At 26.6% G+C, this 25,178-nt stretch carries 24 protein-coding genes; 21 read left to right on the top strand and 3 right to left on the bottom strand.

Annotated features, from left to right (window positions below; translation table 11 throughout):
* Positions 1–15 precede the first annotated feature (15 nt).
* From IC175_RS02280 to IC175_RS02250, 7 genes are all read left to right on the top strand, one after another.
* Positions 16–2,010 carry an ATP-binding protein gene (locus IC175_RS02280; protein ID WP_227851055.1) on the top strand — a complete coding sequence of 665 codons (1,995 nt, stop codon included), beginning with the start codon at positions 16–18 and terminating at the stop codon, positions 2,008–2,010.
* Entirely contained in the window at positions 2,007–3,332 is a 1,326-nt protein-coding gene (locus IC175_RS02275) for a sigma-54-dependent transcriptional regulator (RefSeq protein WP_227823835.1), read from the top strand. Before IC175_RS02280 ends, IC175_RS02275 begins: the two co-directional genes overlap by 4 nt.
* A 279-nt stretch (positions 3,333–3,611) precedes the next feature.
* Entirely contained in the window at positions 3,612–4,898 is a 1,287-nt protein-coding gene (grdG, locus tag IC175_RS02270; protein ID WP_227851054.1) for a sarcosine reductase complex component B subunit alpha, read from the top strand.
* A gap of 85 nt (positions 4,899–4,983) precedes the next feature.
* Positions 4,984–6,291, top strand: a complete 1,308-nt coding sequence (gene grdF, locus IC175_RS02265; RefSeq protein WP_227851053.1) for a sarcosine reductase complex component B subunit beta — start codon at positions 4,984–4,986, stop codon at positions 6,289–6,291.
* A 309-nt stretch (positions 6,292–6,600) separates the two neighbouring features.
* Entirely contained in the window at positions 6,601–7,308 is a 708-nt protein-coding gene (locus IC175_RS02260) for a LytR/AlgR family response regulator transcription factor (RefSeq protein WP_227845221.1), read from the top strand.
* Between the two features lies 1 nt (position 7,309).
* Entirely contained in the window at positions 7,310–8,695 is a 1,386-nt protein-coding gene (locus IC175_RS02255; protein WP_227851052.1) for a sensor histidine kinase, read from the top strand.
* Positions 8,696–8,782: 87 nt separating this feature from the next.
* Entirely contained in the window at positions 8,783–9,226 is a 444-nt protein-coding gene (locus IC175_RS02250; protein ID WP_227433245.1) for a FlxA-like family protein, read from the top strand.
* Positions 9,227–9,502: 276 nt separating this feature from the next.
* On the opposite strand, the gene IC175_RS02245 is transcribed toward IC175_RS02250, so the two are convergent.
* Together IC175_RS02245 and IC175_RS02240 are read right to left on the bottom strand one after the other, a co-directional pair.
* Positions 9,503–9,727, bottom strand: coding sequence for a FeoA family protein (locus IC175_RS02245; RefSeq protein ID WP_003423664.1), 225 nt, complete (start codon positions 9,725–9,727; stop codon positions 9,503–9,505).
* Between the two features lie 96 nt (positions 9,728–9,823).
* Positions 9,824–11,077 carry a sodium/glutamate symporter gene (locus IC175_RS02240; RefSeq protein ID WP_227433248.1) on the bottom strand — a complete coding sequence of 418 codons (1,254 nt, stop codon included), beginning with the start codon at positions 11,075–11,077 and terminating at the stop codon, positions 9,824–9,826.
* 270 nt (positions 11,078–11,347) lie between these two features.
* Between IC175_RS02240 and add the strand changes: the two genes are divergently transcribed.
* From add to IC175_RS02215, 5 genes are all read left to right on the top strand, one after another.
* On the top strand, positions 11,348–12,337 hold the full coding sequence (add, locus tag IC175_RS02235; RefSeq protein ID WP_227831052.1) for an adenosine deaminase: 990 nt from the start codon (positions 11,348–11,350) through the stop codon (positions 12,335–12,337).
* Positions 12,338–12,411: 74 nt separating this feature from the next.
* Positions 12,412–13,149: an EcsC family protein gene (locus IC175_RS02230; RefSeq protein ID WP_227433250.1), complete on the top strand. Its 738-nt coding sequence runs from the start codon at positions 12,412–12,414 to the stop codon at positions 13,147–13,149.
* A 198-nt stretch (positions 13,150–13,347) separates the two neighbouring features.
* The gene (locus tag IC175_RS02225; RefSeq protein ID WP_227483213.1) at positions 13,348–14,499 is read left to right on the top strand and encodes a double-cubane-cluster-containing anaerobic reductase; all 1,152 of its coding nucleotides are present in this window, start codon (positions 13,348–13,350) and stop codon (positions 14,497–14,499) included.
* A gap of 21 nt (positions 14,500–14,520) precedes the next feature.
* Complete coding sequence (locus tag IC175_RS02220) at positions 14,521–15,276, top strand: acyl-CoA dehydratase activase (protein WP_227433252.1); 756 nt, start codon at positions 14,521–14,523, stop codon at positions 15,274–15,276.
* Positions 15,277–15,469: 193 nt separating this feature from the next.
* Positions 15,470–17,857 (top strand): cell wall-binding repeat-containing protein, encoded by a 2,388-nt coding sequence (locus IC175_RS02215; RefSeq protein ID WP_227851051.1) that lies wholly within the window; start codon positions 15,470–15,472, stop codon positions 17,855–17,857.
* Between the two features lie 223 nt (positions 17,858–18,080).
* On the opposite strand, the gene IC175_RS02210 is transcribed toward IC175_RS02215, so the two are convergent.
* A complete protein-coding gene (locus IC175_RS02210; RefSeq protein WP_227433254.1) occupies positions 18,081–18,314 on the bottom strand; it encodes an ATPase in 234 nt (77 codons plus the stop codon).
* Between the two features lie 276 nt (positions 18,315–18,590).
* On the opposite strand from IC175_RS02210, the gene IC175_RS02205 reads away from it, so the two are divergent.
* The 9 genes from IC175_RS02205 (at position 18,591) to IC175_RS02165 (ending at position 24,982) form a co-directional block, all read left to right on the top strand.
* Positions 18,591–19,181 (top strand): TetR/AcrR family transcriptional regulator, encoded by a 591-nt coding sequence (locus IC175_RS02205; protein WP_227823843.1) that lies wholly within the window; start codon positions 18,591–18,593, stop codon positions 19,179–19,181.
* Between the two features lie 113 nt (positions 19,182–19,294).
* On the top strand, positions 19,295–20,155 hold the full coding sequence (locus IC175_RS02200; RefSeq protein WP_227851050.1) for an ABC transporter ATP-binding protein: 861 nt from the start codon (positions 19,295–19,297) through the stop codon (positions 20,153–20,155).
* On the top strand, positions 20,152–20,835 hold the full coding sequence (locus tag IC175_RS02195) for an ABC transporter permease (protein ID WP_227483155.1): 684 nt from the start codon (positions 20,152–20,154) through the stop codon (positions 20,833–20,835). Before IC175_RS02200 ends, IC175_RS02195 begins: the two co-directional genes overlap by 4 nt.
* Entirely contained in the window at positions 20,832–21,548 is a 717-nt protein-coding gene (locus IC175_RS02190; protein WP_227851049.1) for an ABC transporter permease, read from the top strand. Before IC175_RS02195 ends, IC175_RS02190 begins: the two co-directional genes overlap by 4 nt.
* A gap of 96 nt (positions 21,549–21,644) precedes the next feature.
* Positions 21,645–21,899, top strand: coding sequence for a helix-turn-helix transcriptional regulator (locus IC175_RS02185; RefSeq protein ID WP_227483153.1), 255 nt, complete (start codon positions 21,645–21,647; stop codon positions 21,897–21,899).
* Positions 21,880–22,335 carry a peptide deformylase gene (gene def, locus IC175_RS02180; protein WP_227435871.1) on the top strand — a complete coding sequence of 152 codons (456 nt, stop codon included), beginning with the start codon at positions 21,880–21,882 and terminating at the stop codon, positions 22,333–22,335. Before IC175_RS02185 ends, def begins: the two co-directional genes overlap by 20 nt.
* Before the next feature lie 51 nt (positions 22,336–22,386).
* Positions 22,387–22,848, top strand: a complete 462-nt coding sequence (locus IC175_RS02175; protein WP_227435873.1) for a pyrimidine dimer DNA glycosylase/endonuclease V — start codon at positions 22,387–22,389, stop codon at positions 22,846–22,848.
* A 49-nt stretch (positions 22,849–22,897) separates the two neighbouring features.
* Positions 22,898–23,800, top strand: a complete 903-nt coding sequence (locus IC175_RS02170; protein WP_227834428.1) for an SPL family radical SAM protein — start codon at positions 22,898–22,900, stop codon at positions 23,798–23,800.
* Positions 23,801–24,151: 351 nt separating this feature from the next.
* The gene (locus IC175_RS02165) at positions 24,152–24,982 is read left to right on the top strand and encodes a class I SAM-dependent methyltransferase (RefSeq protein ID WP_227483151.1); all 831 of its coding nucleotides are present in this window, start codon (positions 24,152–24,154) and stop codon (positions 24,980–24,982) included.
* Positions 24,983–25,178 lie beyond the last annotated feature (196 nt).

Below are 25,178 nucleotides of genomic sequence, written 5' to 3'. Positions count from 1 at the left end.
GATTGGAGTTTTAAGGTGAATAAAAAAAAGATAGTAATTATAGGGATTATTTATTCATTTTTAGTTGTAGTTTTACTCGCAAATATGTATGTAGGTATGGAGTATAATTTGAATATATTTGAATATGTTAAGAAATCACTTCCATTTACAGAAGAGGAAAAACAATGGCTAAAAAAACATGAAAATTTAGTTTATAGTTCTGACCAGAGCTCTCCTCCTCTTAGATATAAAGGTCAAGAAGATGGTCAATACAAAGGAATTGTTGTTGATTTAATTAATTCCCTATCAATCCAAATAGGGAGAGATTTCTATTTTAAACCAAATACATGGTGGAAAGAATCCTTTGTAAATCCAGTGGATGATAGTATAAGATTTTTTGACTTAATTCCATCAAAAGAAAGAGCAAATAAGTTTGTATTTACTGACCCAATTTATACGTTAAGCGCAAATATATTGAAAGATAAAAAATCACAGAATATAAATAGTTATAGAGATTTAAAAGGAAAAACAATAGCAATACCAGAGGGTGACTATTCTATAAACTTTTTGAAACAAAGAGTTGATAATATAGATATTGTGTTGACTCCAGATATAAAGACTGGAGTCAATTATTTAATGTCAGGTAAAGTAGATGTAGTTGTTGGTGATGAACCAGTACTACAATACTATGTAATAAACTATGAACTTTCAGATAAATATAGTATTTTAAATACTCCTATTTATACCAAAAAGGCAGTTCTCGCTGTTCCTAAACAATATGAAGAATTAGTTGGTATTTTAAATAAGGGAATTTTTAAACTTCAGAAAAATGGTGTATATAAAGATTTAAATAAAAAATGGTATTCTATATATAATGAAGTTGATGATGTATTATATGATAGAGGAGTCATACCAATCATTTATATTTTTATAGGCATAATTTTGATATCTATTTATATTTTTTATAGTTATACATATTTATTAAAAATAGAAATAAAAAGGAAAACAGAAGAAGTAATAGAAAATAAGAAGGCTTTAGAGGCTACATTTAATAGTATCACAGACATAATAATGCTTATAGATGACAATTACAATATAGTTGAATCAAATAAAGTATTCTATGATTTTATCAATGAGACACAATATAAAAAAGAAGAATTAATTGATATAATAAAAAATATTATTGAGAATACATTTTCTGAAAATACACATGAAACAAGTGAAATAGAATTGAGTAATAAAATTTTGAAAATAAGTACTTTCCCTGTAGAATATAAAAAAAATAATGTTGAATATATAGTAGCTTTAATTAAAGACATAACTAATGATAAAATAATAGAAGCAAAGTTGTTGAGAGATAATAAAATGATATCTATAGGGCAACTAGCTTCTGGAGTAGCACATGAGATAAGAAACCCTCTAGGAATAATAAGAAATAATTGTTATCTTTTAAAAGATAATGTCACTATAGAAGAGGTAAATGATTGTGTAAAATCAATAGAAAGTAATGTAGATAGAGCAAGTAATATAATAACGAACTTATTAAATTTTGCAAGAATATCAGATGATAGTTTAGAAAATATAAATATAAGAAATTTTATTGAAAATATAGTCAAGCTTCAGTATAAAGTTTTACAGTTAAAAGATGTTGAAATAAATATAAACTGCAATAAGGATTTAGTGTGTTACATAAATGGAGAGTCTTTAAAACATGTATTTATAAATTTAATATCTAATTCAGTAGATGCAGTACATAAAGGCGGTAAAATTATTATAAATTGCTATGTGAAAGAGCGCTTTTTATTTATAGATTTTAAAGACAATGGTGATGGTATAAAAGAAAACGTTTTAAAGGATATATTTAATCCTTTTTATACTACAAAGCCGATTGGTGAAGGAACTGGATTAGGATTGTATATTACATATAATGAGATTAAAAAGAATAACGGAGATATAAGTGTCAAAAGTCAATTGGGAGTTGGTACTTGTTTTTATATAAAAATTCCACTAAATAAAGAGGTGACTATATGATGAAGATACTAGTAGTTGATGATGAATTAGAGTATGGGACAATAATGAAAAAAATTTTGCAAAAGAATGGATATGTGGTAGATATAGCACTAAGTGGAGAAGAAGCTGTGAGTATTATCAAAAAAAATAAAAATTATGATTTGATTTTGTCTGATGTTATGATGAAAAACATGGATGGAGTACAACTTTTAGATAAAATTAAATCTATTAATAAAAATATAGAAGTTATATTAGTTACTGGATATGGAAGTATTGAAAATGCAGTTGAAGCCATGAAAAGAGGAGCTTTATCTTATTTTATAAAAAGCAATCCTATTGAAACTTTATTAGAAGAAATTGAGAAAGTAAAAACAGAAAAAGAAGTAGTTTGTACACAAAAAAATAATTTGGACTTTACTTTAGAATCTAAAAATAAGGATTTTAATAATATAATAAAAATCGCAGAAAAGGCTGCTTGTAAAGATGTAAATATACTAATTCTTGGAGAATCTGGTGTAGGAAAAGATGTTTTAGCTAGATATATACATAGTCTAAGTCCAAGAAGAGATGAAATATTTGTACCTGTAAACTGTTGTTCTTTTTCTGAAAACTTATTAGAATCTGAGTTATTTGGACATGAAAAAGGTTCTTTTACTGGAGCAGTAGATAATAGAAAAGGCAGATTTGAACTTTCAAATAAGGGCACTTTATTTTTAGATGAAATAGGAGATATACCTCTAAATGTACAAGTAAAATTGTTAAGGACACTTGAAGATAAATCTATAGAGAGAATAGGAAGCAACAAGTCTATTAAAGTTGATTTTAGATTAATTTGTGCAATGAATAAAGAACCTAAAATAGAAATACTAAATGGTAATATAAGAGAAGATTTTTTTTATAGAATAAGTACAATAACAATAACTATACCACCTTTAAGAAATAGAAGAGAGGATTTAAATACACTTATAGACTTTTTCTTAAATAAATACCAGATTGAACATGATAAAAAAATATCCTCAATTGATAAAGAAGTAGTTGATTTTTTAATAAATTATGATTATCCAGGTAATATAAGAGAATTAAAAAATATAATCAATAGATTAGTAGTTTTAAGTGAAGGAAGTAAGTTATCAAAAGATAATTTAAACTTAATATCAAATAATATAAACATAGATGATAAAATAAGTATTAGACCTCTAAGAGAAATAAGAAAAGAATTTGAGTGTGAATATATTGAAAAGGTTCTATCTCTATGTGGAAATAATATTTCAAATACAGCAAAAAAATTGGAGATTAGCAGAAGACAATTAACTAATAAAATATCAGAGTACAATATTAAGTGAGAAAAAAACTTCTCATATACTGAGCAAAAAATTTCTCACAATTATTAAAAGATAAGTAGAAAAATTCTACTTATTTTTTTTATTATAATTTTTAAATTTAAGACTTACAATAATTATAGGTAAATTCAATGTTTATATAAGTAAAAAATGAAAATATCTATAGCATTAACATAAAAAAGCTATATTTTAAATAATTGGCATATAAAATGCTTTGTATATAAATAAACGTAATAATAGATATTTTTAATTGCGATTAAATGTATTAAGGGGGATTTTCATATGAAGTTAGAGCTAGGGAATATATTTATAAAAAACGTTGAATTTGGCGAGAAAACAGAAGTAAAAGATGGCATATTATACGTGAATGGTAAAGAAATAGAACAGATAGCTTTAGAAGATGAAAGAATTGTAAGTGTAAATGTTGAACTTGCAAGACCTGGTGAATCAATAAGAATAGCACCAGTTAAAGATGTTATAGAACCTAGAGTTAAAATTGGAGATGAAAGCAAAATATTTCCTGGAATTATTAACAAAGTAAAGACTGTAGGAAGTGGAAGAACTCATGTCCTTTCAGGAACTTGTGTTATAACTTGTGGAAATATAGTCGGGTTTCAGGAAGGTGTAATTGATATGAGTGGTCCTACTGCTAAATATACACCTTTTTCAAAAACAAATAATGTATGTATTGTTATAAAAGCAAAAGAGGGAATAGAAACTCATGATTATGAAGAAGCAGCTAGAATAGTTGGATTAAAGATAGGCGCCTATATAGGAGAAGCAGGCAAGGAAATTGAACCAGATGAAATAATAGTATATGAAACAAAACCACTATTAAAACAAGTGAAAGAATATCCAGACCTACCAACAGTAGCATATGTTCATATGTTGCAATCACAGGGACTTTTACATGATACTTATTATTATGGAGTTGATGCTAAACAAATAGTTCCAACATTTATGTATCCAACTGAAATAATGGATGGAGCCATAATATCTGGTAATTGTGTTGCACCATGTGATAAAGTGACTACTTTCCACCATTTAAATAATCCAGTTATACATGACTTATATAAAAGACATGGAAAAGACTTAAATTTTATAGGTGTAATTTTAACTAATGAAAATGTATTTTTAGTTGACAAAGAAAGAAGTTCTGATATGGTTGCAAAGTTAGTAGAATTTTTAGGGGTTGATGGAGTATTAGTAACAGAAGAAGGATACGGAAATCCAGACACTGACCTTATGATGAATTGTAGAAAATGTAGTGAAGTTGGAGCAAGTGTAGTTTTAATAACTGATGAGTTTCCTGGAAAAGATGGAAAGAGTCAATCTATAGCAGATGCTACTAAAGAGGCAGATGCACTTGTTTCTTGTGGTCAGGGAAACTTAGTAGTCCATTTTCCTGCTATGAAAAAAGTTATAGGAACTTTGGATTATGTTGAAATGATGATTGGTGGGTATAAAGGATGCTTAAATGATGATGGAAGTATGGATGCAGAATTACAGATTATAATAGCATCAACTATAGCAAATGGTTACAATCATTTGACAGCAAGATATTATTAAATAAATATTTGAGTATAGGTTATTGTTAATACCATTATTAACTTAATTGATGTAATAACTATAAAGTGATTTGGAGGATTAAGATATGAGTAAAATCAGAGTTGTTCACTATATAAATAATTTCTTTGCTGGTATAGGAGGAGAAGAAAAAGCAGATATTCCACCAGAAAAAAGAAAGGGAGTAGTAGGACCTGGAATGGCATTTCAAAGTCAATTCAAAGATGAAGCAGAGATAGTTTCAACTGTAATTTGTGGAGACACATATTTTGGAGAAAATATTGAAAATGCTACTAGAGAACTTTTAAAAATGATAAAAGAAGAAAAACCTGATTTATTTATTGCAGGGCCAGCATTTAATGCAGGGAGATATGGAGTAGCCTGTGGAACTATTTGTAAAGCTGTTGAAGAAGAATTAAATATTCCTGTAGTTACAGGAATGTATAAAGAAAATCCAGGTGTAGATATGTTTAAACTAGATTTACACATAATAGCTACAGGAAATTCAGCAGCTAGTCTTAGAAAGGTAGTTCCAATAATGTCAAGACTAGGGATTAAATTAGTTAAGGGTGAAGAAGTAGGACCTCCCAAAGTAGAAGGATATATAATGAGGGGAATAAGAAAAAATTTCTTCCATGAATTTAGAGGTTCTGAAAGAGCAATTGAAATGCTGGTTAAGAAAATGAATGGAGAACAATTTGAAACTGAATATCCAATGCCAGAATTCGATAGAGTTGCACCTGTAAAGGCTATCAAAGACTTATCTAAAATAAAACTTGCATTAGTAACTTCTGGGGGGATAGTTCCAACTGATAATCCAGATAAAATCGAATCTTCAAGTGCTACTAAGTATGGTATTTATGATTTAACAGGTATGAATTCTATGTCAAATAAAGATTTTACAACTATACATGGAGGTTATGATAGAGCATATGTACTTGAAAATCCAAACTTAGTTGTGCCATTAGATGTGGTTAGAGAATTTGAAAAAGATGGTGTGATTGGAGAGTTGGCAAATTACTTTATAACCACTACAGGTACTGGAACAAGTGTGGGTAATTCTAAGAGATTTGGAGAAGAATTTTCTAAAAAATTGGTAGAAGATAAAGTAGAGGCTGTAATTTTAACATCTACATGAGGCACTTGTACTCGTTGTGGAGCAACGATGGTAAAAGAGATTGAAAGAGCAGGTATAGCAGTTGTCCATGTTTGTACTGTAGTACCAATATCACTTACAATAGGAGCAAATAGAATTGTTCCAGCAGTAGGTATACCATACCCACTTGGGAATCCAAAGCTAGGAGAAGAAGAAAGTAAAAAAATTAGAAAGAACATAGTTTTAAAAGCCTTAAATTCATTAAAAGAAGATGTAGAAGACCAAACAGTATTTGAATAATAAAAATATAGCACAACACTTAAATTAAAATAGATGTCATGAAATAGTTTTTAAAAATTATTTTATGATATCTTTTTTTATTAAGTAATTTTAAGTAATTTAAAAATATTAAATATATTTGTTTGTTTTTAAATTTACTAGAATGGAAAATTAAATTTAGAGTATTGATACATAAATTTAAATTAGATATACTATGAAACGTAAAGTTATTCACTTTGGAACATATATTAAGCATACTAGAACAGATTAATTGAAAGAAAGAAGTTAACTTTATATAATAAAATAATATGAGAAAGAAGGTGTTACATATTGATTTCAATTGCTATTTGTGATGATGAATCGTATATGCTAAATGATTTAAAAGAAAATATAGAGCTATATATGAATAAAAATAATTTATTATATAATATAGAGCTTTTTGATAAAGCTGAGACTCTATTATATAATCATGAATTATTTGATATTATCTTTTTAGATATACAGATGGAAGGTATTAATGGAATGCAAGCAGCTAAAAAACTAAGGTCATATGATAATGATTGTTTTATAATTTTTGTGACAGTTTTAAAGGAATTTGTATATGATGCTTTTGAAGTAGATGCTATAAATTACTTGCTCAAACCATTATCTAATGAAAAACTATCTAAGACAATGGATAGAATAATTATAAAGCTGGATAGTAATGAAAAAAATTATATAACAATACAAAAAGGGCACTCATATTGGAGGTTAAAAATAGCAGATATTTTATATTGTGAAGTTATAAAAAGAAAGATTTATATCCATTTAAAAAAAGAAATTATTGATTATTATGAAACTATTGATAGTCTAGAAAGAAGTTTACCAATAAATTTTTTTAGATGTCATCGTAGTTATATAATTAATTTACAAGCTGTATATAGCTATGAAAATGGTAATGTAGTTATGGAAAATGGAGATATGATACCTGTTTCTAGGTTACGTCAACAAGAATTTTCTGAAGCTATGCTTGAAAATATGAAAAATAGGAGGAGATAGCATGGCTAATTTATCTTCTTCTAATGTATTATTAGAATATAGTATTTTGTTCGTTTTTGCAGTAGATAGAAGTCTAATGGCAGTATTGCAATATTACTTTCTAATTAGTTTTACAAATACTAAGTCGAAATTTGGGGACTGTAGTTTATACTTGTTAGTATCAGTTTTGTCAATTAGTATAAATACATATTTTAATTTATATAATTTATTTTATTCACGGCTTATATTTTTTCTACTGACTTTTTTGTTTGTAAAGTATGTAATAAAAAAATCTACAGTTTTATCTATAGTATTATCTCTATTAGTATATATAATTGAGCAGTTAGCATATGGATTTATAGCTCCATTTAATTACTTACTATTTATAAATAATACAGATATAAATATTTATAAATTTGTTATAAATACAGAGATTTCATTTTTTATTACGATTATAATAGTTGGATTTATATATTGGTATAGTGCTAAAAAATTTAATATTAAAACTGTAAAATTTGATAGATATTCAATAATTTTGATAATGCCATTGTTACTCATAATATTATTTTGGCAATCATTTGAGCATACTGGTTATTCAAGTTCAACGATAAATATCGATACAAAACTTCAAACTGTAAAATTATTAATGAATACATCTCTTACTAAAGAAATTCAAGCTTTCCTTTTTTCTTCAATTGGAATTATATGTGTTTTTTTCTCTTTATTTGAGTTTAAGAAATTGATGCAATATTTAAAAGAAGAGAAAAATAAGGCGATTTTAAACCAACAAATTCATTCTCAAAAAAATTACATTGAAGAAGCAAAATCTCGATTGTCACAAACGATGTCTTTTAGGCATGATTTTAATAATCATTTAGCTATTGTAAATGGATTGCTAAAAAAAGGCGAAATTTTAAAAGCACAAGAGTACCTAAATAAACTCGAAAAAATAACCAGTGACCTATCATTTTCTTGTAATACAGGAAATGTTGTAATTGATGCCCTTTTCAACAATAAATTAAGCATAGCAAAACAATTAGGAATACAGGTGGATTGTGACGTAATTATACCAAGTAATACTAGTATAAATGATGTTGACCTCTGTATAGTATTTGCCAATGCTATTGACAATGCAATTAAAGCTTGTAAATTTGTAGATAAACGAAATAGATATTTAAAACTATCAACTAAACTAGATGGTGGATTTTTTATGATAGAAATAAGGAATAGTTATAATGCAGCAAATAATTACACAAGTGGTTCAGGTATCGGAATTTCAAATATAAGAGAGGTTGCTAAGAAATACCAGGGAGCTATAAGTATAGAGAATACATCAGATTATTTTCAAATAAATATATTACTAATTATTTCATTACACTATACTGACATTTCAGAACAATTAACTTGAAAATAGAATTTGTAACCAATATTATATATGTAAATAAAAGTATATATAAATGAAAAATTTAACATATAGAAATAGGAGGTTACTAAAATGAAAATTGAAAGTATAAGTGGTCAGACACCAAGGATGTCTAATATAGACAGTTCAGGTAATAACCAAAGTGAAATACAAAGTTTAGAACAGCAAAAAAAAGTATTGCAAGAAGAATTGGAGAAAGTTAAAAACGATAAAAGTATTGATAATGAAATGGCTAAGTCAAAAATAGAAAATTTAAAAAAAGAAATAAAAGAAATCGAAAGTAAAATTCAAGAATTAAAAGAAAAGAAAGCACAAGAGTCAGAGGGAGGACAAAATACTGTTTCTGAAGTGAAGAATAGTACATTAGATAGAAAAGAAGAAAATTCTAATAATAAAAATGCAAAAACACCATATGATATTTTTGAAAAAAGCAATGAAGAAGAACAATGGGACAATACTTATAGTCTTGTTCAAGACGATAAAAATTTAAAAGTAAAATTTAATAGACCTATATAGTGTATCTAGAAAATCAACTTGTTGAAATATTAATTAGTATTTTATATTCTTAAGGAATAATTATATAAATATATTAAATGTAAATAAATATACTATATTTATACAAATTTAAATATAGCTTTATAACTACTATTTATGAATTTCTATTTTAAATTTTATACCAAATATAAATGTCAGTGGCTATCTTCTTAAGATTACTTATGGTTCTAATACAAATGTTTTTAATGCAAATAAAAAAAGAGATTTTAAAATCTCTTTTCTTATTTTTATTTTATATTAATTATTTTTTAAATTTATATTTTTTGCATCAGATTTTCTAATAGCTAAATCAAATCCTCTAAATCTAATCACTATAGGATCATTAAGAGGGGCTATTTTTTTTACTTCAACTTCAGTGCCATCTATTAATCCTAAAGCAAGAAGTCTCTTCATAAGTTTTTCATTCCCAGCTATATTATCTATAATTCCCTTTTGTCCAAGTTTTAAGTTGTAAACAGTCATTATTAACACCTCCTAATGAAAATCATTATCAAGTTCTATACTTATAATATATAATAAAAAAGCTAAATTGTCAATATATAACAAAAAATAAACATACTAGCTTAGTATGTTTATAAAAAATAGTATACAAGGGATACTAATGGCATCTAGTAAAAAACCACTTACTAAGGGAACAACCAAAAACGCTTTTGGAGAATCTCCGTATTTTTGTGTTAAAGAGCTCATATTGGCTAAAGCATTTGGAGTAGCACCTATTCCATGTCCAATTAAGCCACTTATTATGATGGCAGAATCAAAATCTTTTCCAAGTATCTTAAAACAAATAAAGATTGAAAATAAAATTATAAAGATTACTTGAAAAGTTACTATTAGAAGAATTGGAGGCAATAATGTTGATAATTCAAATAAATCTATATTCATAAGTGATAATGTTAGAAAAATTCCTAATGAAAGTTCTTTTAGAAACTCTATAAGTTTAAAATTTAACTCTAGTATATTTATTTTGTCATTTAAATTTCTAAAAATAACTGCTGAAAACATACAAGTCACAACAGAAGGTAAAAGAATGTTACATGTCATATAAAATATTCTGCTTATAATTTCTCCTGTATTTATACAAATAAATATAAGAAGAACTTGCTCCAAAAATATAGTAGGAGTTATCTTTTGGGACGAGTTATTTTGGATTATTTTATTCCTGTTTCTAAAAAATTTATTCATTACTCTCATTGAATCTTTTTTATATTTAAGGCTTGATAAATCTGCTTTTGTTGAAGGTTGCAATTTATACTTTTCTATTAGAAATCTAGCAACAGGGCATCCCAATATCCCGCCTATAATAAGACCTATTGTTGCAGCCGATAAGCCAACTCCAACTGCACCATTTATACCAAGACTTTCTATTGTAAGCCCAAATGCAGCCGAGTAACCATGACCACCTTCCATAGATACATTACCGCACATAAGTCCTAAAAGTGGTTCAAGTTTTATAATTTTTGATATTGATATGGCTATGATATTTTGACAAAATGCTAATATTCCACATAAAATCCAATATCTAAATAATACACTACCACCTTTTTTTATAAGGTTTATGCTTATTTCAAGTCCAATAGTTGTAAAAAAGAAAGTTATGAAATTTGGCATTAAGTTTCCACTCACAGAGATATCTGCTATATGAAAGTATTTAAGAAATAAATTTAAAAAACAAAATAATAGACCTCCTATTACTGGTGCAGGTATACAGAAGTTATTTAAAAATTTAATCTTATTCTTTAACAGATTACCAATTAAAAAGAATAGCATAGATAAGGTTAAAGTTTGTATAGTATTAAAAGTTAAAGTAATCAAAATAAGTCCTCCTTTGTAATTTAAAAATTTAAAATTGCCTTTATATAATTTAAATTATTATGTAATGGAATTTTTACTATCAAATGTATATTAATAAATGTATATTAAAAAAAATCAATGGATATAATTAGATAATTATAAATTAAATGAGAATATTTTACTAATACACAGCTTTTAACATGAAAAATTTTAGTATATTGTTATAATAGAAATAAGACTTAAAAACTTATCAATAGAATATATTATTTATAAGTATAAAAGGAGGATAAAATGTTTGAAAATTTACCTAAGATAGAATTACATTGCCATTTAGATGGAAGTGTTAGAGTAGAAACTATATTTGATATAGCACTTAAAGAGAAAATAGACTTACCATCAGATAATATTGATGAAATAAAAAAATTATCAAAAGTTCCACATGATTGTACTTCACTTGATGAATATTTAAAAAAATTTGATTTACCTCTAAAAGTTATGCAATCTAAAGAAAGTTTAAAAAGAATTACTTTTGAACTTTTGGAGGATGTAAGTAAAGAAAATATTAAATATATAGAAATTAGATTTGCTCCATTACTTCATACTCAAAATGGATTGAGTGCTAAAAGTATAATTGAAAGTGTGGTTGAAGGAATTAGAGATGCTGAAAGTATTTATGATGTAAAAGGGAATTTAATATTAGGTTGTATGAGAACAATGACCTCAGAAGAGGCATTGTTGGTGATTGAAGCAGGTAAATCTTTTATAAATAGAGGTGTTGTAGCAGTAGATTTATGTGGTCCAGAGAAGGACGGATTTTGCAGTGAATATGAAGAAGCTTTTAAATTGGCAAGAGATTATGGATATAAAGTTACAGTACATGCAGGAGAAGCTGCAAGTGGAAAAAATGTACTAGATGCTATAAATATTTTAAAGGCAGATAGAATTGGCCATGGTATAAAAATTAATGGAGAAAAAGATGCATATGATTTAGTTAAAAATAAAAAAGTATTACTGGAAATATGTCCAACCAGTAATGTACAAACTAAGACAGTAGATTCTTATAAAAGTCATCCATTTTACGATTTTTATAAAGATAATTTGAATGTAAGCATAAATACTGATAATAGAACTGTGTCAGATATAAGTTTAAATTCAGAACTAAATCTAATATTTGATATATTTAATCTAAATTTAGAAGACTATAAAATAATTTATAAAAACACAGTAGAAGCAAGTTTTGCAGATAAGGAGACTAAAAAATATTTATACAGTCTAATTTAGTAGGTTAAATGAACTATAACTTTAAATCAATTAAGTAAGTTAATTAAATTTGTATTTTAGAGTAGGAGATAAATTTGAAAAATTATAAAGAGATTTCTTATAATGAATTAGCAAAAAAAGAATTAGAACAATGGAAGAAAGATATATTAAAAAAACCGTCTATATTTGATAAGGCGTCAAAAGGTATACAAAATAAATTCAATGGAGTCTTGCCAGATAAATACCATGAAATAATGACTTCTTCAATAAAAGGAATGACAAAAACTGTATTGTTTGGATATAAATATGCGACAAAGACACCAATTAGAAATATATCTTTAGAGGAAAGGGAAAAGCTAGTTGATGAAAAGGCTAAAAATTATAAAACTACAGCAATGATTGAAGGAGCAGGTACAGGAGCTGGAGGGATTTTTTTAGGGCTTTCTGATTTTCCTCTACTTTTAGGTATTAAGATAAAATTTTTATACGATGTTGCTTCAATATATGGATATGATGTCAAAGACTATAGAGAAAGAATTTATATACTAAATATATTGCAGTTGGCCTTTTCTAGCCAATCTCATATAAATACAACATTTAAATTGATGGATAATTGGGATGAGTATATAAAAAATTTACCAAATGATATCAATGATTTTGATTGGAGAACATTTCAGCAAGAATACAGGGACTATTTAGATTTAGCCAAATTTTTGCAACTAATGCCTGGAATAGGAGCATTTGTAGGATTTTATGTGAATGGAAAATTAATTGATAAATTGCATGAAACAGCAGTATTTGCTTATAGATTGAGGATTAGAGAGTTTAATTAATAAGTGTTAAAATTTTAAAAATGACTATAAAATATATCTATATATATATTGATTTGCATTGATAAAAACAATGATGAGTGAAAGGTAAAGCATGATAAAATCTAATGTAGAGGTTTGTATTTTAATGGAAATATTTAAGTTTTACTGTTTAAAATACAAAATGAATTATAAAGAGAAGTAATTGGGAGGAATGTTTTCATGGCAAATTTACCAAAACAATTTGATAGTTTTAATGAAGCTAGACAAAAAGGATTTATAAATGCAAAGGAACTTAAAGAAAGTGGGAAAAAAATGGTTGGAGTGTTCTGTACATTTACTCCAGTTGAAATTCCAATGGCAGCAGGAGCAACAGTAGTAGGTGTTTGTGGAGTTAGTGAAGAACCAATTCCAGATGCAGAAAAAGTGTTACCAAGAAATCTTTGTCCTTTAATAAAATCAAGTTATGGACATGCAATAACAGATACATGTCCATATTTCTATTTTTCTGATTTATTAATAGGAGAAACTACCTGTGATGGCAAGAAAAAAATGTATGAAGAACTTGCAAAGGTTAAACCAACATATGTAATGCATTTACCAAATACTGCAAAAGGTGAGTTTGCTTATAAGCTTTGGAAAGATGAAATGATAAAATTAAAAGATGAAGTTGAAAAGTCTTTAGGAGTGACTATAACAGAAGATGATATAAGAGCTGCTATAAAAGATAAGAATGAAGAAAGAGAACTTCTAAAAGAGTTTTATGCACTTGGTAAATTACAACCATCTGCACTTACAGGTCTTGAACTTCATAATGTTCTATATCAAGCAGGTTTTAAATTTGACCGTGCTGAACTTAAACAATCTTTAAGAAAAGTTATAGATGATATGAAAGAAAGATATGAAAAAGGAGAATGTCCAATTACAAAAGATAAACCAAGAATTCTTATAACAGGTTCTCCAATTGGTGGAATAAGTGAAAAAATAGTTAAAACTTTAGAAGATGCTGGAGCATCAGTTGTTGCATATGAACTTTGTGGAGCTATAAGATCAAATGATTTATTAGTTGATGAAGAAAATGAAGATGTGTATGATGCTTTAACACAAAAATACATAAATATAGGTTGCTCTTGTATGATGAACAATGACCATAGAATTGAACTATTAGATAGAATAATAGATGAATATAATGTAGATGGTGTAATAGATGTAGTTTTACAAGCCTGTCATACATTTAATATAGAAAGTTACAGAGTAAGAGAATTTGTTACAAAAGAAAAAAATAAGCCATTTATGTCTCTTGAAACTGATTATTCAAAATCAGACACTGAACAATTAAGAACTAGATTTGAAGCGTTTGTGGAGATGTTATAGGAATAAATAATAGGAGGGTTTATGTTTAGTATAGGAGTGGACTCAGGGTCAGTAGCAACAAAAGGTGTGTTATTTGATGGTCAAAAAATTGTCAAAAAAATAATTATACCAACTGGATGGAGCCCTAAAAGTACATCTAAACAAGTTTATGAGTTGTTAAGCGATGGAATTGATAAAAAAGATATAAAAAAAGTAGTAGGCACAGGTTATGGCAGAGGAGTAATGGACTTTGCTGATAAGAAAGTAACAGAAATAACGTGTCACACTAGAGGAGTGTACTTTTTAAATGAGAATGTAAGGACTATTTTAGATGTAGGTGGCCAAGATAGTAAAGTTATAAATTTAGATAGAGATGGAAATGTATTTAATTTTATAATGAATGATAAGTGTGCTGCTGGTACTGGTAGGTTTTTAGAAATTACTTCTAATCTTTTGGGGAGTGATATAGAAAGTATTGATACACTAGCTCAAGGAAATGAACCAGTTAATATATCTAGTATGTGTACAGTTTTTGCAGAGTCAGAAATAGTAAGTCTCTTAGCTCAAAATATTTCTACTGGAGATGTAGCAGCAGGAATACTTAAATCTATTGCAAATAAGTCAACATCAATGCTAGCAAGAGGAGAAATAGTAGATGAAATTGCATTTACTGGAGGCCTTGCAAAGAGTAAAGTGCTAGTAAAAATGATAGAAGAAATATTAGATAAAAAAATATTTATTGCAGAAGATACTCAGATAATGGGGGCTCTAGGAGCTGCAGTAATTGGATTTAAATAAAAATATCTTAAATAATAAAATAAAAAGTTGAAGTTATCCAAGATAATTTCAGCTTTTTATTTTATTCTATTTATTTTTAAAGGAAAACTTTGGTATAATTGATTTAAATGATTATATATTTAGAAATAATCAATATTTAGTCATATATAGTATTAAATCTTTAAAAATTAGCTCGAAGTTAGGGGGAGAAAGTATGAAAAAGTTTGCTTCAAGAAAAGCATCAAGGTTTATTGCATTATTTTTAATTTCTATTTTAGTAATGTCAACGATTCCTGTGTCAGCTGAAAATGGAAATACATTGAATCAGATAAAAAAAGCTGAATACAGTGAGACCTATAAACAATATCTAGAAGATGCTAAAAATGGACGTACAGAAAAATATAATGGTATTATACCAAATCCATATCAATTGGAAGGTACTAAAGTTCAAAGCAAAGGAAGAACAGCTCCAGCATCTTATGACCCAAGAAAGTTAGGATTAATGACATCAATAAAAAATCAAGAAAATCTTGGAATATGCTGGGACTTTGCAGCTATGGCAACTTTAGAAAGTTTCCTGAAATTGAAGAATTATGGAGACTATGATTTATCAGAAGAACATTTAAGATGGTGGGCTTCAGAAGGTGAATATGGATGGACTGTAAATGATATGGATGGTGCTTTAAATTATGAAGCTATGGGATACTTAACATCTTGGTCAGGTCCTAAATTGGAAAAAGATATTCCATATAATGGTAAAATATCTAAAGCACAAGGAGCAACAAAACCAGTTAATATGAATACAGCACCAACTGTCTTTAATGTAACAGATGCTGTATGTGTAAGTAATGATATGAACTCTACAAAAAATGCTATATTACAGTATGGAGCAGTAACATCAGGTTATTATGAAGATATTAGGTATCAAAGTGAAGACCAAAATTCATATTATTGTCCAACAAAAAGTTTTAACACTAACCATGCTATTTCAGTTGTAGGTTGGGATGACAATTATTCTAAGGATAACTTTAATTCAAGCAATAGACCATCAAAAAATGGTGCATGGCTAATAAAAAATAGTTGGGGAGATTATAATTCTGAACGCGGATACTTCTGGATATCTTATGAAGATAAGACTCTTATGTCTGATATAGATAATTTCTCAATCAGAGGAGGTCAAAAACCAAATGATGATGAAAAAATGTATCAACATGACTATGCAAGTATTGTTCCTTTAATTTCAAACAAGATAACAGCTGCAAATGTATTTGACTTTAATAGGGGAGATGAGACTCTAAAGTCTGTAATGTTTTTAACTGAGAGTATAGGAGCTAAGTATGAAATATATTATGCTCCAGTAGTAAATAGCATACCTCAAGAAAATAACATGAAAAAATTAAAAGAGGGCACTACACAATATTCGGGATACATAACAGTTCCAATCGATTCTTTTGATATACCAGAAGGAAAAGGTGCTATAGTAGTTAGCATAGAAGATAAAAGTGGAGAATCAACTATAGGTTCAGAATCAAATGTTCCAGGTTACGATACGTTTAAAGCAAAAGCAAACTTAGGAGAAAGTTACATTATAGATAGTACTGGAAAATTCTATGATATAAATAGAGATAGCAAGTTTTATCCATGTAACTTTACTATAAAAGCTGTTACAGAAAAATCTTCTGGGGAAAGTATTCCAAATGAATCTTTAATTGGTAGTGATAGATATGAAACTGCCATTAAAGTTAGTCAAAATGGCTTTAGTTCTTCAGAAAATGTAGTTTTAGTAAATGGAAGTTCAATAGTGGATGCATTGGCAGCAACTCCTTTTACATCTGCTATCAATTCACCAATACTATTAACACAAAAGGAAGCTTTGAATTCAAAAACTAAAGCTGAAATACAGAGATTAGGTGCAAAAAAAGTATACTTAATAGGTGGAGAAAATTCCATAAGTAAAGAAACTGAACAACAATTAAAAAACTTAAATATATCAACTGAAAGAATATCAGGAAGTGACAGATATAAGACAAGCTTGCTATTAGCTCAAAAACTAAATAGTATAAAAAATGTTTCTCAAATAGCTGTTGTAAATGGTGTAAAAGGTTTGGCTGATGCAATTAGTGTAGGTGCAGCCACAGCAGAAAATAATATTCCAATTATACTTGCAAATGAAAAAAGCGAATTACAAGGAGCAGATGAATTTTTAAACTCACTAAATATAGAGAAGTCTTATATTATTGGTGGTACAGTATCTTTATCAACTAGTTTGGAAAGTAAACTTAAAAATCCCACTAGATTATCTGGTAGTAGCAGAGACGAAACGAATTCAAAGATAATAGATAATTTTTATAAAAAAGATACTTTGAAAAATGCATATGTAGTTAAAAATGGAATCAAGAGTCAAAATGATTTAATAGATGGATTAGCAGTTGGCCCTTTAGGAGCAAAAAATGCGTCACCAGTAATTTTGGTTGGTGATAAATTAGCTGATAGTCAAAAAGATGTTCTTAAAAATAAAACTTTAGAAAAAGCAACTCAAGTTGGTGGAGGTGCAAATCAAAACGCCTTTAAGGAGTTAGTAAAATTAAAAAGTGCTAAATAAGATAGATACTAGTAGATTAATATATTTCTAGTAGAGAGTGTCAAATGTAAGCTGTAAATAGTTATTTTAATTATTGATAACTGAAACAATCAATAATTATAAGATTCTATTTACAGCTTTAAATATATGTATTAATATTTTAAGTGTATAAATAGAAAAGGGTTATTTTTATATAGAAAGTCTTACATCCTATATAAAAATAACCTGTATTTAATTAACCTTTTTATATAGTTCTAATAGCTATTATAGAGCTAAGTGGTAAATATAGTGTGTAAGTCTCGTTTAAAGATGGATTAGATTCGTCTATATATCTTGAACAAAGTGTAATTGATAAGCTGTCTGCTTCTATAATTTCCCCATATAAAGGGCAACTGCTAAAATAAGAATTTACTTCAACATATTTATTTAAGTTTTCTTGAACAAAATCATAAAAACGATTTTTTGTAGTAGTAGTCATAAAATCAACTCCTTCATTTTTTATTAAAAATGGAACTTTTAAAAAGATAAATATGATTACTGCTATTAGAAACTAAGTTAAAAAATAAGCAAATAGATATGAAAATAGAATAATATATTATTTATATTTTAATTATAACATTATAGCATAAAAAAAGCTATATAAAATTCAGAATTTTCGAAGATTTTTAATGGAATTAAGAAATTTATTGACATTAAAGTGGAAATGAATTATATTGACTGTAAAGATTAATTTAGTCAAATAGGAGGTGAAAGGATGCCTAAATCATATTCTGATAAAGAAAGAGAATACATAGTTAAAAGACTTAAAGAAGAAGCTAGTTTGTGCATTGAGCAATATGGTATTAGAAAAACTACTGTTGATGAGCTTGTAAGACGAGCAAATATTCCAAAAGGAACTTTTTATCTGTTTTTTAAATCTAAAGAATTACTTTTTTTTGAAGTATTGAGAGATATACATGATTCAATACAAAATCAAATGTTATATGAATTAAAAAAACTTGATGACAGTGTTACATATGAGCAGTTGACAGATATATTTATGAAATTTTATAAGTTAGTTGATGATACTTCAATTTTAAATCTGTTAATTAATGGAGAATTTGAAATACTAATGCGAAAATTACCAGATTCTATAATTGAAGAACATTTTAAACATGATGATTTTGAAATTAGTAAGATGATATCTTATATTCCAAATGCAAAAAATAAAAGTGTAGAAAACTTTAGTGGTGCGTTTAGAGCAGTATTTCTTACTATGTTATACAAACATGAAGTTGGTGAGAATTGCTTTGATGATGCTTTAAGATTGATGATAAGAGGTCTAGTTATACAACTTATGGAATAAATTTTTAAACTTGTTTGCTAATATTTTTACTAAAAAGTATTAACAAACAAAAAAATTGGTTTTTATTGACTATATAGTTAAAATAGTCAAATATATAAAAAGGCGGGATAAAAATGATTAAAGTTGATAATTTATCATTTAGTTATACAAATAAAAAATTTTTACAAAATATTAATTTTGAAGTAGGGAAAGGAGAAATACTAGGATTTTTAGGACCATCTGGAGCAGGTAAATCAACATTACAAAAAATTCTAATTGGTATGATAACCAATTATGAAGGAAGTGTATTTGTAAATGGAATAGAAAGCAAAAAACATTCAAATAAATTTTATGAGAATATAGGCGTTGATTTTGAATTTCCTAGTTTATATGAAAAATTAACTGCAATAGAAAATTTAAAATACTTTGGATCTTTATATTCTAAAAAATTATTACCAATTGATGAACTACTAAAATCAGTAGGATTAGAAAGTGAAGCAAATAAAAAAATATCAGAATATTCAAAGGGTATGAAATCAAGACTAAATTTTATAAAAGCTTTATTACATAATCCAGATATATTGTTTTTAGATGAACCAACAAGTGGACTTGACCCATCAAATAGTAAGATTATGAAAAATATGATTTTGTCAGAAAAATCTAAAGGTAAAACTATTATTTTAACAACTCATAATATGTTGGATGCAACAGAACTTTGTGATAGGGTAGCATTCATTGTAAATGGGAAAATATCTGCATTAGATACACCACATAATCTTATTATGTCAAAAGGTGCTGTTAAAATTAGATATACATATTTTGATAATGAAGATTTTGATAATGAAGAAAAAACTTCTGAATGTTTTTTAAATGATACTAGTAATGACAAAAAATTAAATATGCTTATTAAGGAAAATAAGCTCTTATCAATACATAGCAGTGAACCGACATTAAATGATATTTTTATTGAGATAACAGGGAGGAATTTACAATGAGATTAAAAAATCTTATCTTAGGAGATGTAAAGTTTCAATTTAAATATGGATTTTATTTTTTATATGTTACTTTAAGTATTGTATATATTTGTTTGCTTAATGCCTTTCCACCATTATTGAGAGAAAAGGTAGCTATAATTATGATTTATTCTGACCCAGCGGCAATGGGACTATTTTTTATGGGAGCAATTGTACTTCTTGAGAAGAGTCAAAGAGTTTTAAATTCCCTAGCTGTATCTCCCATAAAAATATCAGAATATATTTTATCAAAGGTGATTTCATTGTCAATAATATCTAGTATTGTATCTATGGTAATTGCAATTACAGCAAATTTAAATAATATTTTGATAGTAATTATGGGAACTTTCTTTGCATCCATAATATTTTCATTACTTGGGCTTATACTTGCAAGTAGAGCATCAAGTTTAAATCAATTTATTGTTTTAACTATTCCTATTGAGATTGTCTGCTTTGTGCCACCAATAATTAATGTATTGATGGATTTAAGTGTATTCACCAACTTGTATCCTTTTAATATATGTATTTCTCTTATTAGTGGAGATAAAAATTCTTTAGTAACTAATATATTAATTTTAATATTGATGACTATAATAGTTTACTTTATAACATATTATTTTGTTTGTAGTATTTGGAAAAAGGTAGGTGGTATAAAGTTATGATAAAAATTATTAATGCTTTTAGACAAGAATTTGAGCAAATAAAAGGTGATGCTATGCTTTTTGTAGTATGTATTTCTCCAATATTATGTGGAGGACTTATAAAAGTTGGAATACCATTAATTCAAAATATATTAATTGATAGTTCTTATTATAAATTAACTTTAGAACCATATTTTTTAGTATTTGACTTGCTTTTAGCTTTTATAACACCTTTTATGTTCTTTTTTGTTTCTACTATGGTTATGTTAGGAGAAATTGATGATAATATTTCAAAGTATTTGATAATCACTCCTATTGGAAAAAGTGGTTATCTTATTTCAAGACTTGGAATACCAGCTATATTAGCCTTTGCCATTACAGTAATTTTATTATTAACTTTTTCGCTAACTAAAATTTCTTTTTTATTAAATTTGGCAATTTCTTTAGTATCTTTGACTCAGGGAATTATTATATCAATATTAATAATTTCTTTATCATCAAATAAATTAGAAGGTATGGCACTTACAAAGTTATCAGGACTTTTTATGTTAGGTATTACAGCACCATTTTTTATTTTAAATAAAATACAATATATTTTACTTTTCTTACCATCATTTTGGTTAGCAAAGGCATTTAAAGATAGTAACTACATATATATTTTTATCTCATTTATTGTATCATTAATTTGGATTGTTTTATTACTTAAAAAATTCAATAAAAAAATATCTAGTTAAATAGATTATCAAAATAAATGTAAGGTTGACTTGACATAAAAATTAGAAAATGTTACAGTTTAAATGTAAGGTTAACATTACATGAATGGAGTATATATGAAAAATAAAATCAAGGTATTAAGAGAAAAATTGGGGTTAACACAAGAACAACTAGGAGAATTAGTTGGAACATCTAGGCAGGCTATAAATGCTATAGAGACTGGAAAAAATGAACCTTCAATATGGTTAGCATATGATATTTCAAGAGTTTTTAATGAACCAATAGAAAGTATATTTTTATTTGAACAAAGTGAGAGAAAATCAAGAGCTCAGATAAGTAGGGGGGAATATTATGGCTCTAAGAGAGATTAGAACTTTTGACGATGAAATTTTAAGAAAAAAGAGTAAGAATGTAGAAAAAGTAGATAATAAGATAAGAGACCTATTAAATGATATGGCAGAAACCATGTACAATACACCAAATGGTGGGGGTTTAGCTGGATGCCAAGTGGGAATATTAAAACGTTTAGTTGTTATAGATTTAGGAGAGGGACTTATTAAACTTGTCAATCCTGAAATTATTAAAGAAGAAGGAGAGCAAATTGTTGTTGAAGGTTGTTTAAGTTTTCCTGATGTATGGGGAAAATTAAAAAGACCTAAAAAAGTTACAGTTCAAGCTTTAAATGAGAATGGTGAGAAAATAATAATTAAAGGTTCAGGACTTATGGCAAAATGTCTTTGTCATGAGATAGACCATTTGGATGGCATAGTTTTTACAGATAAAATTATTGAACGTGTAAAACTATAAGGTAATTTAAGTACTAAATTTAGATAATATTTTATAGTGAGGAGTTAGATTATGAGATTATGGCATAAAGATTTGATTGATGTATTACCAAAAAATCAATTAGTAAGTCAATGGAGAGAACTATTCGCTATAAAAGGTTCTATAGAGAAAAAAGGTACTCCAAATCATCTATTAGTAAATAAAGTATTAAATTATAGTATTGATGAATTTAAGTTTTATGCTAAAGTTGTACATGATGAAATGGTAAAAAGGGCTTATAGACCTAATGAAACTAAGTTTATAGAAATGCTAAAATGGAACAATAACAATTTCTCAATGGATGTATCTGTAGTATATAATCTAAATTTAGAAAATTTATATAGAGATTGGCATAATGAAATATATTTAAAGCAATGTCTATATAATTTAGAAGAAAAAGCAGTGTGTGGAGGAATATCCATGAATGAATGGGATATATTACTTTGTAAATACGGTGATGACTATGAATTATGGCATGGTAATAACTTACTTTAATTACTATAATTTAATATTATGATATTATTAGATGTAAAGAGGTGATTGTTTGTATAATAAAGTAAAATATATTCCAATAAATTGTGAAACTGCTTGCAATAAACTAAAAAGAAGTATTCCATATAAATGGGATTTAAATATTTATCGTGGATGTGAACATGCATGTAAATATTGTTATGCTATCTATTCACATAAGTATATTAATTCTAATAATTATTTTGAAGATATCTATGTAAAAACAAATATAGTAGAAATGCTTGAGAAACAATTGAGTAGCAATAAGTGGAAGCGAGAAGTAATTAATATAGGTGGAGTGACAGATAGTTATCAACCTATAGAAGCTGAGTATAAAATTATGCCAGAAATATTGAATCTATTAATCAAATATAAAACCCCAGCAATTATTTCTACAAAATCGGATTTAATTTTAAGAGATTATGATTTGGTTGATAAATTATCTAGAATTACATATATTAACATAGCATCTACAATTACGACTGTAGATGAAAAGACACAAAAGCTCATTGAGCCAAATGGAGTAGATTCAATGAGAAGATTTGAAATGTTAAAAGAATTTAGAAAAACTAACGCTTCAGTTGGTCTTCATATTATGCCAATCATACCTTATATTACAGATAATTTTGATAACATAAATTCATTATTTAGATATGCAAAAGAAAGTAATGTACACTATGTGCTACCTGGAACTCTGTATTTAAGAGGTATAACTAGAGGTGTTTTTTTTGAATTCATTAAAAAAGAATTTCCTAATTTATTTGATAAATTATCAGTATTGTACAGTACAGGTTCAGCTAATAAAGAGTATAAAAACCAACTTTATAAAATGGTCAATCAACTTAGAAATAAGTATTCTTTATCAAGTAGTTATGACAAAGTAATGAAAGAAAAATTAAAACATTCAAGCGATATTCAGTTGTCTTTTTTTGATTAATTTTAGATACAATAGTGTACTTTTTAATTTAATATTATAAATTATTTAAACTGAAATTTATTGACAAATAGAGATAGTAAGTATACAATACATCTATAAAATAAAAATATGAAAGGATGATGTTGTTCGGGGTACTTGATATCATAAAATCGTTGATGTAAGTATTGCTGGAAAAGAGTAAATAAAATCAAATTTAATAAGTAAACAAAATAAAGCGATAGTTTTATTGTTGTGCTTAAAAATATTTGATTCTATTTTACTCTTATTTAAACTCATCTTTTTGAAGTTAAACCACAGAGTAAAATCTGTGGTTTTTTTATTTTATAAATAAATTTTAAGGAGTGGTATGTTTTGTTAAACAAATTATGCATGTATTTAGAAAAACCAGAACTTTATAAGGAAAGTAAAGTTAATTTTTGGGATGATGAATATATCTCAAAACAGTTATTAAAAGCACATTTAGATGTTGATTTTGAAGGAGCAAGTAGAAGTCTAGACTTTATTAATGATTCTGTAGATTGGATAGTTAAAGTTGCATCTCCAGATAAGTATCCAAATTTAATCGATTTAGGATGTGGTCCAGGATTATACTCAGAAAGATTTGCACAGAAAGGTTATAAAGTAACTGGAATTGATTTTTCAAAACGTTCTATTAATTATGCACAAAGTAGAAATGAAAAGAAAAATCTAAATATAACATATTTATTTCAAAGTTATTTAAATATGAATTACAGTGAAGAATTTGATATAGCTACTTTAATTTATTGTGATTATGGAGCTTTATCAACTAAAAACAGAAGTCTATTGATGGAGAATATTTACAAGAGTTTAAAACCTGGAGGAAAGTTGATATTAGATGTATTTACAATAAATAAATACGATGATTTTAAAGAAGTTAAAACATGGGAAATAAATGAAAATGGAGGATTTTGGAGTAGTGAAAGATATATGTGTATACAAGATAATTGCAAATATAGTGATTACAATACATTAGAACAAACTCTTGTTATAACAGAAGGAAGTGAAAATGTATTTTATATTTGGAATAAATACTTTTCAAAAGAGAGTTTTTTTAGAGAAATTAAAGATATTGGCTTTAAATCTATTGAAATTTTTAATAATGTCAAAGGTGAAGCATATTCTGATGATAGTATGACTATGGGATTGGTTTTACAAAAATAGTAAAAAAATAATGAATATATTTAAATGAATAAAAATTTGAAATCTACAATGATATCACATAAGAAAAGTATATATATTGAAAGATGGACATTTTTATGTTATTTTTAATACATTATAAATTTGATTATATAAAAATAAAAGCAATATTTTTGTTATTATTTTTTATATAAAATTTATTTGAATATATTTTTTTAAC

Origin of the sequence: Clostridioides sp. ES-S-0123-01 (assembly GCF_020658415.1) — a bacterium.
GTDB lineage: Bacteria > Bacillota > Clostridia > Peptostreptococcales > Peptostreptococcaceae > Clostridioides.
This window is presented reverse-complemented; position numbering and strand designations above follow the sequence as displayed.